The sequence below is a fragment of the Collinsella aerofaciens genome (assembly GCF_005844325.1).
Lineage (GTDB): Bacteria > Actinomycetota > Coriobacteriia > Coriobacteriales > Coriobacteriaceae > Collinsella > Collinsella aerofaciens_G.
The window spans coordinates 1-13,073 of record NZ_SPFY01000009.1; the positions used below are offsets into that span (position 1 = coordinate 1).

A 13,073-nucleotide genomic window follows, 5' to 3' on the forward strand; every position below is an offset into this window, starting at 1 on the left:
ACTCCACGACGCCGAAGCGCTCGGGGTCGTCCACGTGGTAGCCGAAGACCGTGGCGCGGCCCGACTCGGCGTTCTGGACGGCGCGCGTCAGGTGGCGGGACAGGCCGTTGCCGTAGAAGATGTTGTCGCCCAGCACCAGGGCGCACGGCTCGCCGGCGATGAACTCCTCGCCGATGGTGAAGGCCTGCGCGAGGCCGTCAGGGCTCGGCTGCTCGGCGTAGGAGAGGTTCACGCCGTAGCGCGAGCCGTCCCCGAGCAGGCGCTCGAAGTTGGGCAGGTCGGTCGGCGTGGAGATGACCAGGATGTCCCTGATGCCCGCCAGCATGAGAGTGCTAAGCGGGTAGTAGATCATGGGCTTGTCGTAGACCGGCAGCAGCTGCTTGCTGGTGACGAGCGTGAGCGGGTACAGGCGCGTGCCGGAACCTCCGGCGAGGATGATGCCTTTCATATAATCTGTCCTCTACAATCGAAATGCGTTTAAATCGTGCGATAAATAAGACTTAGATATCCTATTTTGCTAAACGACTGAGGCTTCGGTAGTTTGTGTGGTTAGGAAGCTGACTCACTAAGCCGCTTTTCTTATCGACGTCGACTGATTCCACGGCAGCTGCGGTTTCGCGTCCGAGCATCTCAACATCAGCAGCGCTATGAGATTGTCCGTGCTCCTGAAGCCGTAGTCCATCTTCACCGTGGCTTTTACTCCTGAAGCCTCTAAATAGTTCATGTAAAAGCCCGGCAGGAATCCCAGGCGGGGACTATCTAGTCCCTCCTGAAAAGGTCCCTCGTGTAGACCTTGGCCGAGACGTCCGCGAGCTCGTCGCTCCAGCGGTTGGCGACGATGACGTCGCAACGCGACTTGAAGTCCTCCAGGTCGTGCGTGACCTCGCTGCCGAAGAAGTCCCCAGCGTCCAGCGTGGGCTCGTAGACCACCACGGGCACGCCCTTGGCCTTCACGCGCTTCATGATGCCCTGGATGGAGCTCGCACGGAAGTTGTCCGAGCCGCTCTTCATCGTGAGTCGATAGACGCCCACCGTGGGCGCCGCGGTGCCGGAGTACACGAGCTGGTTGACGCGCTGGAGCACCTCGTCGGCCACGTGGTCCTTGCGCGTGCGGTTGGAGGCCACGATGGCGCCGATGAGGTCCTGCGGCACGTCCCTGTAGTTCGCGAGCAGCTGCTTGGTGTCCTTTGGCAGGCAGTAGCCGCCGTAGCCGAACGATGGGTTGTTGTAGCCCTCGCCGATGCGAGGCTCGAGGCACACGCCCTCGATGACGTCGGCGGTGGCGAGGCCGCGGAGCTCGCAGTAGGTGTCGAGCTCGTTGAAGTAGGAGACGCGCAGCGCAAGATAGGTATTGGCGAATAGCTTCACGGCCTCCGCCTCGGTGGAGCCGAGCACGAGCTCGGGGATGCCCCGCGTGCCGTCGGCGTTCTCGCGGGAGCGCTCCTCGGGAGCGGCGCCCTCGGCAAGCAGCGCCGCGAAGCCCTTGGCGGCCTCGACCGCTGCGACATCGTCCTTGTCGCAGCCGACAACGATTCGGCTCGGGTGCAGGTTGTCGTAGAGCGCCTCGCCCTCGCGCAGGAACTCGGGAGAGAAGAAGATTCGCGAGTCGCCACGCTCCTCGCGCAGCTGCGCGGTATAGCCGACGGGAACCGTGGACTTAATGACAATCCAGGCGTTCGGGTTCACCGAACGAACTGCGTCGACGGCCGCCTCAACGGAGCTGGTGTCGAAGAAGTTCTTGTTGGGGTCGTAGTTCGTGGGCGTGGCCACCACGACGTAGTCCGCCCCCGCGTAGGCCTCGGCCGGGTCGAGCGTGGCGCGGAGGGACAGCTCCCTCTCCCCCGCCTCCGCCTCGCGCATGAAGCGCTCGATCTCGCGGTCCCTGATGGGCGAGCGCCAGGAGTTTATCTTCTCCACCTTCCCCGGCACGATGTCGAGCGCCCTGACCTCGTTGTGCTGCGAGAGCAGCACCGCCATCGAGAGACCGACGTATCCGGTGCCTGCGACTGCTACCTTCATTGCTGGTTCCTTCCTATACGGTTATCAAGTGAAAAACAAAATTGTGGTGCCAGTGAGTGCTCACGCCTTGCGGCGGAACCTCGAAACGGTCCCTTTGAGCATGGGCAAGACGAAGTCGAGCCAGTAGCGGTTACCGCTGGCCGCAAGCCACGCCCAGGAGAGCAGGGCGAAAAGCATCCCGCCGACGAGAACCTGGGCCGCGAGCGTCGCGACACGCAAGCCCATGAGAGAGCCGAGCCAGCGCACCGCGACGAACATCGCGGCGCCGACGGCGACGAAGGGCAGGTTCTCCCCGAGCCAGCGCCGCTGGGGGAGCATCCCCCTCACCTCAACCACCTGGACGACGCAGACGGCGACCTCGGCGAGCGTGGTGCCCCACGCCGCCCCGAGCGCGCCGAGCCTGGGGATGAGGGCAACATTCGCGGCCACGTTGACCGCCGCCCCGACGACGACCGAGAGCACGTAGGCTCTGTCCATGCCCTTGGGGATGAGGTACTGTGTCCTCAGGACGTTGGCCCAGGCCATGAAGGGCATGTTGAGCACGAGTACGCAGAGAACCGGCACGCACGCCTGGTAGCCCGGCCCGAAGTAGACCGGCGCAAGGACCGGAGCCACCCCGGCGATGCCGAAGGAGAACGCCAGGGAAAGGCCGAGCGCGAGCCACATCGACACGCCCAGGTAACGCCTCCCCTCCCCCTCCCTGCCGGACGCGATAAGGTTAGACATCCTGGGGAGCATCACCGTGCCGAGAGCGGTCACGAGCGTGAAGGGCATCTGGGAGACCTTGAGGGAGTTCTCGAAGAACCCGGTCTGCTCGAGCGTGCTCATGTGGCCGAGCATCACCTTGTCGAGGACCGTGTAAAGGGAGACCGCGACGACCGGGACAAATAAAACAAGGTTTGGAACTATATGTGTTGTCACCCCACGAATTGTGGGACGAACCCATATTATTCGCGCTCTCAGAAAGGGCCAAAGAATTAATACAGATACGAGAGTGGACCCACTAATTAGCATGCAATAAGCAAAGACGGCATGCTCACCGCGAACCACTATAAACATTAAAACAAATGTGAATAATTTAATTAAGAAATTACGACCGACTGTTACCTTAAACTCTTCAAGGCCAAAAAAGAACCAGTTAATATCAAAAATAGAAGAGATGACGTAGAATATCCAAGAAAATGCAATGGACCCAAACGAAGAGCTTAACGAGTACAACAAATAAAAGAATACAGCAATTAAACCTAGTAACGCCTGAAGCGTCCAGACTTCCCAGAAAGACTTGCTCATCTTAGTTTTGTCTGATCTAAGCCTAGCGATTAAGCGATTGCCATAGTTATTAATGCCAAGCATCGCAAACAAAACAAAGTAATAAGAAACAGAATAGGTAAATGAATATGTTCCCAAACCAGAAGGACCAACTACACGTGATAAATAGGGGGCGGTGATTAAGGGAAGAAGGAGCAATAGAACTTGATAAGCTATATTATAAATAAAGTTCTTTTTCACTGAAGGCATAAGGAATCACCTAGTCGTTAATTGTCTTGAGGAACTAGTATTTCCTTGCTTTGATCCTCGTCCGTAAAAAACAAAAACCAACAGGACAATCATCAAAGCATAATTCGGCAGGGTAAACTGCAAACGAACAAAGGAAAAGACGATAGTGCTAAACATGAGTAGGCAAAGAGAGAGCTCGAAAGATCCTTTATTATTTAAATAAGAAAGGTAACACCAGTTGCACCACATGCCGAATAAAAGCGAGCCTAGAAATACACCGAAGACACCGAGATCGGCGTAGAAATACCAAAACAGACTTACATATGCATTAGCGGGAACTCCTGAACCGACAATAATCCAATCAGAAACTGTAGAATTTACCAGGTCATATACCTCTTGAAAGCCAAGCGGCATTAAAGGTAGCCTTAGTAGCAGCTGAACGGGATAGAGAATAATAAAAAAGAAACCACCTAAGGATGCTTGCCCAAATGAATAGCCAGTAACGCTGTCGGACCATTTCTGAAACATGATTGGAGGAATGGCTAAATCAAGATAGAGACTTCTCCAAACTTGCATATTGCGAGAAAGCGTCATTGCGACGAACAATACAATTCCTAAAACAAGAACCGCCAATAGCTTTAGGCTAATTCCTTTTTTTATCCTCTTTACTTTATAAACTTTTTCTACATTTTTGTTGATATTGTAGGCGATAATACCGTACATAAAAAGGAACAGAAGTGTTGAGCGACTGCCAGTCGCGAGCATTTTAATAGTTAAAAGCAGAGCGGTCTCTACAATTGATCTGCTTTTAATTCCTTCGGTAAAAAATAGAGCTATAACAACGATTGGGGCTAAGCTAGATACCGGTCCCGCAATAAATGATCCAAATAATCTTATCGAAGATGAAGATATTAAAGACTCGATATCCATAGTCCTGTTATATCTTTGGATTGAGTAGAGATCAATGCTGCCAAGGTCAATGTATATCCTGTATAAGAGGTAGGCATAAAAAAGGATTGATAAGCATATGAGTATTTCAACAATCTCTGTCCTGATATGGTAGCTATGAGTGTTGGCATTGCGCTTTACTGTAATTGGACGAGCAATGCCGCATCCCAACGAGAATCCAAACAAACCTAAGGCGATCAAGAGGTATGACCGCGTCTCTGTTTCATAGAGACCGTAGAGATGTATGTAGGAGAAGAGGGAGATAATCATCCACAGTATTGCGAATACTCCTAAAGGTGTCAAAATAGTTCTATTAAAATAAGTCGTCAAAATTATGCTAGTCAAGCAGACCAAGCTGATAAAGAGCAGCTCCATTTTATTTATCCAGATTAATTATAATTGTTGATATATCATCATAAGTATGCGAAATTGAAAAGTTACTCGCATATAAGAAGGCAGCATCTGACAATCTTTTTCGTAAACTATCATCGAGCAGCATGTGTATCTTTAGAGCCAGATCATTTTCGTCTTTATTCTTATAAAGCAGACCATTCATGCCATTAATGATAAGCTCTCCCGTGCCAGCAGTATCAGCACCAATAACCGGCAGGCCGCTTAGCATCGACTCAAGTGTGACCCTTCCAAAAGCTTCTGATGAGGAGCAGACAAGTGCTGCATGCATATTAGCTCTAACTTCTGCCAGGTTTTCAACCTGCCCAAGATAGTGAATATAATATGGACTTCCTGCTTTTTTCATTTCTGATTGCAGAAAGTACTGGTCTCCTCTACCAGCTATAAATAGGCTAGCTTTGTAGTTCGGAGAGTATTTTTCATTAAATAATTTGACGGCTTTGATTGCCTGATCTTGTCCTTTGTTCTTAGAGAGCTGTCCGACAATTAGTAGGTTGAGACTATTATCTACCCTTGGTATAAACTTATTTTTAAATAAGCTAATGTCAAGTCCATTATAGACAGTCTCTATATCACAGCTCGAACTAATTCCCTTGTAGTAATCACTTATCGAATTCGAAACTGCTATCAACTTACCATAATTAAGCCTGTTAACAAAACTACTTCGCGGCAACAGCCTCCTAAAATTAAAGTCTTTGTCCCCAAATTCTCTTAAGTGCCAGACATGTGCAACATTGGCCTTTTGCGCAGCCCTTGATGAAAAGGTAATCGTACTCGTATTTGTATAGACAACCCCTATATTCTCGTCTTTAATTAGTTTGACAAGCTTTCGAACTGCGACTTCATTTTGCAGAAGCCTCAGATAGCCACGGGAAATAACTGCGACATTGCGCGCCACCGATGACCTCGTTGGCACACATGACCACCAGTAACGCATTCTTACTACCTGTATGCCCAGCTTCTCCAGGACATCAGGCAGATTCCCCTCAGTCTTGTTTACAAGAACTACAACTTCGTAATCTTTATTGAACCGCTCAATTAGACTTATAATCGAACGGTTTGCCCCACTCTTTTCATTATTGTTATGAGTAACAAAGAGTATTTTCATTCCATGCTCGTATCATTCAAAATATCTTTAAGAACCCGCAACGACTTGATCTCATTCTTGAACACGAACAGGTTCTTCTCGCGCTTGTTCTTAACCGTGCTGTTTGTCGAAGAATCCTCTGCGTGCCAAATGCGCAGGTTGGGGTTATAGACCATCTTGAGACCCGTCTGCTTCGCACGCCAATAGAGGATGTCCTCCTCAAAGTACAGGAACGTCTTATCGCAGAAACCCTCATACCTCTCGAAGTACTTATCCGAAAAAATGAGACAAGCCCCATGAAGCTTCACGTCTTCATACCGGCAGTTATAGTCATAGAACACATCGACCATCTTGCCAGTACCAGCTTCCTTTACAAGTCCCTCAAGGTGTGCCAAGCACAGCGCGTACTTAATCATTCTCTTGTAAATAAGCTTGAGAGCTTGCTGACGACTTGTGATAAGCCCCGGCGCCGGACTGGAATCCACCTTGCCGTCCCAGGTCTCAATCTGGGGTCCCAATACGGCAAATTGGCTTTGAGCGTATTCGTCGTTGACGAGCTTCTCGAAGTCATCCTGCAAGAGCTTTGTGTCGTTGTTGAGCACGACTACAAAACGCACACCCGGAATGGAACGCGCAACCTTGATGCCCACGTTGTTACCGCGGGCAAACCCCAGGTTCCGCTCTTCAAGAATTACCCGTACATCCTCATCAGCCTTGTACTCTGACGCAAGCAATTTGCCAGATCCGTTACCAGAGCCGTTGTCCACCACGACAACATGGGCACCTGGAACATGCTGTCGAATAGACTCGACGCAGGCCCGCGTATCATCCGCCGTCTTGAAGTGCAGAATCACAAACCCGAGGTTAGACATTCGCCGCACCCCCAACTGCAGCCTCGAGACAATCGACAATCTGTCCGGCACGATGCTCCCACGTGCACTCTGACGGAATCGATGCCGCTACCTTGGCAGGATTGACGCAGCCAACTCTCACCGCAGCAGCAACCTCGCCAACAAACTTTACAAAGGTATCCGGCGAGCCAGCAACCTTCACAAAATCAGAAATGTCGGATACGCCCGCAACGCTCGTAGACACTACAGGCTTCCCTGCCGCAAGATACTCATAGAGCTTGAGCGGGTTCATGCTTGCCGTAAACTCATCAACCTTGTGGGGGATGAGCGCGAAATCGACCTCCTGCAGAGCCTCGGGCAGGTTCTCATACCGCACGTCACCGGTAAAACTGATGTTGGCATAGCTCCTCTTCAGCCCGTCAATAACATCTTGTTGGGAGTAAGCCGGCCCGATGAATTTAAAACTGATATCAGAATAAGTCTCGAGACACCGACGCACAAGATCAAAGTCCACACGATCCTGGATTTTTCCCATGTAGCCAACAGTAATTGGACCGCCTTCGTAGGCATGTCGAGCCGGAGCGAAGAAGTCCGGATCCACGCCATTGGGAATCCAGTTCACCGACTTGGTGTGTGCGTCAGAGAAATCGTCCGCAAGGGCTTTGGAGACGGTCGTGATAACGTTCGCACACTCACGAATGAACTCGTAGCTCTTCACCACTTGCTCATGGTTCGACTTCATCTGCGGGTGGTGAAGCCAGTTGTCTATGGCATCAAACGCCAGTAGCGAGTGGCCAAGGTGCGGAACGACAGCGACAGACATGGGATTCTGAAGCAGCAACACGGGCTTTTCGATACCGAGCTTGGCCATTGCCCACTTGATGGCCTCAATCGTCTTTGGATTCTCCAGTGCAGAGAACCACCACGCCTTTTTCTCGCGAGCAACCCTAAGGAAGTCGGGAAGCTTAGAATCCAAGCAATAGGTCTTGTCGCCAAGCTGCGAGAGGGCTCGAGAGGACTCCTCGGCAATTGCTCGCGTACCTGGGGCTCTCCAGTCCTGCCTCTTGACCACTATCTCCGCCAGGGAAACCGGCCGTTCCACGACAAGCATCTTACCAATGCGTGGGTCCTTCTGGAAATGCTCCACAAGGTGGGCATCGCGCGTTCGCCATCCCTCGCTGGCCCACTTTTTTGCTCCCTGGAAGGGGAAGATGACGAGGTCCATCTACTCCTCCCCCTCGCCCTTGACCGCCAGCGGCCCCTCGAGGAACAGGCGCTCGTACTCGTAGGCGATGTGCTGCCAGCTGTAGGCAATGGCGACACGTGCCTTGGCGCGGCGACCCAGTTCGGAAATCTCGACCGCGTCCATGGCATCCGCACGCGCAATCAGCGCGGCAAGATTGCCAGGCTCCTTGGTCCAGTACAGGGCCGCGCCCTCGGCCACCTCATGGTTGAAGCCAACCCCAAGTAGCAGATTCAGGTCGGTGGAACCCAGAGCCTCGAGCAGGCTCGGGTTCGTGCCGCCCACCTCGTGGCCGTGGAAATAGCCGTAGGCCTGCTCACGGATCTTCGCGAGGAGGTCACGGTCGTAGACCGTGCCCACGAACTTAATGCGGGAGTCGCGGCTGTAGTGCGTCCGCTCCTCAAGCTCGGCGAGGAACTTGTCGTTGACGTTGGTAATCAAGGCGAAGTCGCGCTCGGTGCTGCTAGACATGAACTCGCGGATCATTGTCTCGTAGTTGTTCTCCGGCACAAAGCGGCCAACCACGAGGTAGTAGCCCTTGGGCGAAAGCCCGTGCTCGGCACACCAGCCAGTAAAATTCGGGGCGTCGTCCGCAAGCGGGCTCCTATGTGTATCCGCACCGTAAGCGATAAACTTAGTGGCCGGTCTATAGGTCGGCGAATCGTACTCCTCGTGGATGTACCTCTCGATGTTCTTAGAGTCGCAGACCAGCAGATCGCAATTGCGGACCATCATGGACTCGGAGACCTTCCAGTAGCGGCGCACGGGGGCGCTCCACTTGGCGCGCTTCCACTCGTGCCCGTCTGGGTTCACGTAAAGTCTTCCACCCAAAGCGTGGATACGCTTCTGGAAGTGGGCGCAGAAGGGCCCGATGCGGCACGCCAAGACGTAAACAATCGGGTGCTTGACGTGGTTGTCCTCGACGTAGCGGCAGACGCGGCCGAGCGCCGCAACGTCGTACAAGATTGCCTGGGCGGGTCCCACGTCGGGAACCTTCACGTTGAAGCAGCGGGCGCCGTGATACTCGAACTCGCCATCCTCGCTGGCCTTGCAAGCCACATGGTACCTGATGCGAGGGTCGCCCTCGTGCGCCTCGGTCAACCGGTCGACAAAGGTCTCGTAGCCACCGTAATTGCCCGGAATGCCCTTAGAGCCTACAATGAAGATGTGTTGTGTTTCCGACATTAAGCTGCACCTTCCCCAGAGAGCATCGCCTTCAGCGTTCCGAATATCAACCGCAGGTCCTGGAGCAGACTGCGATTCTCTATGTAGCGAAGATCCAGCTCAACCATTTCGTTGAAGCCCAGATAGCTGCGGCCCATTACCTGCCAGGGCCCGCCGCAGCCGGGCTTTACGGCAAGGCGCTTCATGTCATGCTCGCTGTACAAGGCAACCTCGCGCGGCAGGCCGGGGCGCGGGCCAATGAGGTTCATTTGGCCCAAGAACACGTTGATAAGCTGGGGCAGCTCGTCGATACTGTGCTTGCGAATGAAGTTGCCCACGCCGGGAATAATGCGCGGGTCGTGCTTCATTTTAAACATGGGGCCGGTGGCCTCGTTTTGAGCCTGCAAGTCCTTGAGCATTTGGTCTGCGTTGGGCACCATGCTGCGGAACTTATAGATCTTAAACAGGTAGAATGTGCCGTCTTTGCGCACGCGGCCCACGCGCCACTGCGAATAAAGGGGGCTGGCGCCCGGGCTCTTAATGCAAATGACCATGCTCAGAATTACCCCGGGTATAAAGAGCAATACCAAGGCTCCGCCGGCGGCGACAATGTCCACCGTACGCTTAACAACGCGGTAGAGTCTGCGCCCAAGCTCGGGCTTCACGCCGGAGTTCGCACCGCGCAGCATCTCGGTGGCCTCTTCGTTTGTAAGGTAATCCCCCGCAGCACCCGCTGCGGCAGGGACGGAATTCGCCATGGCAGCGGCGCACGTCTCCCGTGCACCCTGCTCCATGGTCATTATCGTAGGCTCCAAGAGCCCCTCCCCCGATACTTTTTTGCTTTCGGTCGTCCGCTTGCGAGCTTGCAGCTAGGCGATCGCTTTTCTGTGATTGCGCATGACGCGCTGTTCGTTTGAAAGCACCGCGAGGCCAACGCGGGTGGTTACGCGTCGGCCGCACAGGTTGAGCTCCAGATAAGCAGTGCATTTACGTCTATTAATGGTTTTGATGAGGCCCTCGTGGCCCAACAGCGGACCAGCCGTCACTACGACCTGGTCGCCCTCTTTTAAGGCCTCGCTCATGGGCACCACGCGGTCTCCCCTATTGGTAAAACTGCCAATGAGCTGGGTCTCTTCTTTTGCCAACGGCACAAACTGACCGTCCTGGGAAAGCACCCGGGCAAAGTCATCCATGCGCAGCAGGTACTGTTGCACGGTACGGGGATCTGCCGTGTCGCAGATAAGATAACCGGGAAAGAGCGGCTTGGTCGTATTGACCCATTCGCCGTGTACTTTGATCTCCGTTTGATATTGGGGATAAAAGAGCTCTTGCATGGCACCAGCCGGCACCATACGCTCGATGCGCTCGCGCATTACGTCTTCGCGACCGTTAATGACCTGAATCACATACCACACGAGCACCACCCCCTTGCTGTCTTACGTGTGGCTCACGGGGTTTTGGTATGGCTTCGCCAGTGCGCTTGTGCGCGAAGGCGCTCCATATTCAAACCCTGAGCCCAGTCAGACAAGCACGTGGCTCTGCCCCACCGTGAACGGTATATACAAAAGCAGCGCTGAGGTTGTTGGCATGTATCGCAAATACACCAACGACCTCAGCTGGCTGCGTGCGATCCAGTCAAGCGAATTCGAAACTGGACCGCACGCAAACAGCTGAAAGACTGCTTCACTTTGGCATACAAGCTATTAATGCATCTTAGAATTAAAGCAATGCAAATTAATAACGTCGCATGACTTCTTTATTGGAGCTCGTGGTGTTTCTGGCACCGCCGTTACGGCCGGATGCTGATCGACCCTGCGCTTTGCAACTTGCTGGAGCCGCGAGCACAGTTGAACTCATGTAACGTTAGGTATCCTAGCACAAGCTGTTAGTGAAACTGATTTGGCTTGTGGAGGACAACTTATCGTTCATTTAACGTGTTCAAGGGGGTTGTTTTGGGATGTTGTTCACATTGATGCAGGTTATTGAGGTACTGACGGTGATTAGGCGCGTTCCTGATGCCCAAATGGAACGGCGATCTACACTGATAATCGCGTTTGGCTAACAAACTATGTACAGACACGGGAAAAAATTTGTGCAACTTTTTGTTGGCGTAGTTGGGGTTTGTGGCGCATGGTGTTTTGGCATTAAAAAAGGCCTTCGGAATTCCGAAGGCCTTTGCATTCACAATGGTGGAGACGAGGGGGATCGAACCCCTGACCTCTTGACTGCCAGTCAAGCGCTCTCCCAGCTGAGCTACGCCCCCGTGACGAGGTAGTACTATAGGGGAAGATCTTCGGGGATGCAAGTGGGAATTTTGGATTGATTTTCCGTCTTACGGGTTTTCCTGGGGCGGCGGTTAAAACCCTGATGCGATAGACCTTACTTGTAGAGGTAAGCGATGGCGGTACCGGTGTGGACTTGGATCTTTGCTGTACCCCTGACGACGTTGCTAATGCCCATGTCGGCTAGCAGGCCCAGGGGGCTGTGGTCAAGCTCCCATTCTAGGCCGTGTTCGCTTACCACCGTTCCGGGGGCAATGGCGATGATGGAGAACGTCTTGCCTTCGGCACCCTCGATGGTCCACGTCTCACCTGCGTGAAGGATGCGGGCGACCACCTTGTCCTCGGCGATCCAGATGGGGGCATCCTCATAGCCTGCAAGCAGCCCCAGTACGGAAAGCGCCATATCCGGGCGGCCGCCGGTGGCGCAAGTCGCAACTAATTCGGCACCAGGCCAGCGGCGGCGCACGGACTCCAAAGCCAACGCTAGGTCGGTATAGTCCTTATAGGGGTCGTGGCGCTCAACTTCAAAGTCGGTGGCGGCATCGACCAACGCACGACCCGCATCACTCACCGTGTCGGCATCCCCCACATACACGTCGCAGCCCAGGCCGGCGCCCAGCAGCGCGTCGAGTCCGCGGTCCACGGCGACAACGTGGTCGCACTCCCCTGCTAGCCTACGCAACAGACCCGCGCTTGCCACCACGGGCGAGCCGCAGACCACTAATACTTTGCAAGCCACAGCCCTCGCCTATCCCTCAAACGAAAGCACACGGTCAAGGTCCAGCTCTTCATAGCTGTCGATAAAGATATCGCAGTTGGAACGCACCTCGTCGCGCTTCATGCGGCCGTGCGGGTCATAGATGCCCACGCGCTTAAAGCCGGCGACCCCAGAGCTCTTAAGGCCAAAAACGGCGTCCTCAAACACCCATGCGCGCTCAAACTTGTGCCCATGGCGCTCTTCCAGGCGGCGCAGCGCCAGCTCGTATACGTCGGGGAACTGTTTGGAGCGTCCTGCCTCGCCCGTCGTGGTAACAAATTCCATGTAAGCGTCGAGCCCGGCACCAGCGAGCGCGGACTGCACCAGCTCGGCCGGCGTGGACGTAGCCACGCACATGGCAATGCCCGCCGCCTTCGCCTGCTCCAAAAATGCCAGGAGACCCTCGCGCGGCGGCACCTTGGAGTACCCATCAATCAAAATCTCGCCCAGCTCGCGATACAGCTCCTCGCCATTCGCGCCAATGCCCCACGTGTCGTGGTAGGCCTGGCACTCGTCCTCCAGCGACAGGTGCTCAAATTGGGCAAAGTCATCCACGGTCACGTCGACACCGTGGCGGTGCAATAACTCGGGCTGTGCATAGGCCCAAACGGGGGTGCTATTAACCAGCGTGCCGTCGCAATCGAAAATAAAAGCAACCTTGGGAGCGGCGGTATGGGACATAAACGAACCTTTCGATATCAAATGGTAAACATCCTGCTAAAAACGTTTTACCAAACGTCAGCCAAACAATTTTGAAACCCAAATTGGTAAAACTGTCAAGAGTTTTACCACGTCAATTCTGCCAGTGGTATAA

12 protein-coding genes and 1 tRNA gene are annotated in these 13,073 nt (G+C 53.9%); all 13 read right to left on the minus strand.

Annotation, left to right across the window (positions count from 1 at the left end):
* A partial coding sequence (locus tag FGQ61_RS04285) for a sugar nucleotidyltransferase (protein WP_171021504.1) occupies positions 1–448 on the minus strand: 448 nt, incomplete at its 3' end.
* Between the two features lie 311 nt (positions 449–759).
* The gene (locus FGQ61_RS04290; RefSeq protein ID WP_138374680.1) at positions 760–2,019 is read right to left on the minus strand and encodes a nucleotide sugar dehydrogenase; all 1,260 of its coding nucleotides are present in this window, start codon (positions 2,017–2,019) and stop codon (positions 760–762) included.
* Positions 2,020–2,079: 60 nt separating this feature from the next.
* Positions 2,080–3,537 (minus strand): oligosaccharide flippase family protein, encoded by a 1,458-nt coding sequence (locus FGQ61_RS04295; RefSeq protein WP_138374681.1) that lies wholly within the window; start codon positions 3,535–3,537, stop codon positions 2,080–2,082.
* 6 nt (positions 3,538–3,543) lie between these two features.
* Entirely contained in the window at positions 3,544–4,839 is a 1,296-nt protein-coding gene (locus FGQ61_RS04300) for an O-antigen polymerase (protein WP_138374682.1), read from the minus strand.
* 1 nt (position 4,840) lies between these two features.
* Complete coding sequence (locus FGQ61_RS04305) at positions 4,841–5,983, minus strand: glycosyltransferase family 4 protein (RefSeq protein ID WP_138374683.1); 1,143 nt, start codon at positions 5,981–5,983, stop codon at positions 4,841–4,843.
* Complete coding sequence (locus tag FGQ61_RS04310; RefSeq protein ID WP_138374684.1) at positions 5,980–6,834, minus strand: glycosyltransferase; 855 nt, start codon at positions 6,832–6,834, stop codon at positions 5,980–5,982. The genes FGQ61_RS04305 and FGQ61_RS04310 overlap by 4 nt, the downstream gene beginning before the upstream one ends.
* The gene (locus tag FGQ61_RS04315; RefSeq protein WP_138374685.1) at positions 6,827–8,038 is read right to left on the minus strand and encodes a glycosyltransferase; all 1,212 of its coding nucleotides are present in this window, start codon (positions 8,036–8,038) and stop codon (positions 6,827–6,829) included. Before FGQ61_RS04315 ends, FGQ61_RS04310 begins: the two co-directional genes overlap by 8 nt.
* Positions 8,039–9,241: a beta 1-4 rhamnosyltransferase Cps2T gene (gene cps2T / locus FGQ61_RS04320; protein WP_138374686.1), complete on the minus strand. Its 1,203-nt coding sequence runs from the start codon at positions 9,239–9,241 to the stop codon at positions 8,039–8,041.
* Complete coding sequence (locus FGQ61_RS04325) at positions 9,241–10,035, minus strand: sugar transferase (RefSeq protein ID WP_212745436.1); 795 nt, start codon at positions 10,033–10,035, stop codon at positions 9,241–9,243. The genes cps2T and FGQ61_RS04325 overlap by 1 nt, the downstream gene beginning before the upstream one ends.
* 54 nt (positions 10,036–10,089) lie before the next feature.
* Positions 10,090–10,635 carry an antiterminator LoaP gene (gene loaP / locus FGQ61_RS04330; RefSeq protein WP_249360935.1) on the minus strand — a complete coding sequence of 182 codons (546 nt, stop codon included), beginning with the start codon at positions 10,633–10,635 and terminating at the stop codon, positions 10,090–10,092.
* A 772-nt stretch (positions 10,636–11,407) separates the two neighbouring features.
* A tRNA-Ala gene (locus FGQ61_RS04335) sits at positions 11,408–11,483 on the minus strand.
* A gap of 116 nt (positions 11,484–11,599) precedes the next feature.
* Positions 11,600–12,241 carry a thiamine diphosphokinase gene (locus FGQ61_RS04340; RefSeq protein WP_138374688.1) on the minus strand — a complete coding sequence of 214 codons (642 nt, stop codon included), beginning with the start codon at positions 12,239–12,241 and terminating at the stop codon, positions 11,600–11,602.
* 9 nt (positions 12,242–12,250) lie between these two features.
* Positions 12,251–12,940, minus strand: a complete 690-nt coding sequence (locus tag FGQ61_RS04345) for an HAD family hydrolase (RefSeq protein ID WP_138374689.1) — start codon at positions 12,938–12,940, stop codon at positions 12,251–12,253.
* Positions 12,941–13,073: the final 133 nt, after the last annotated feature.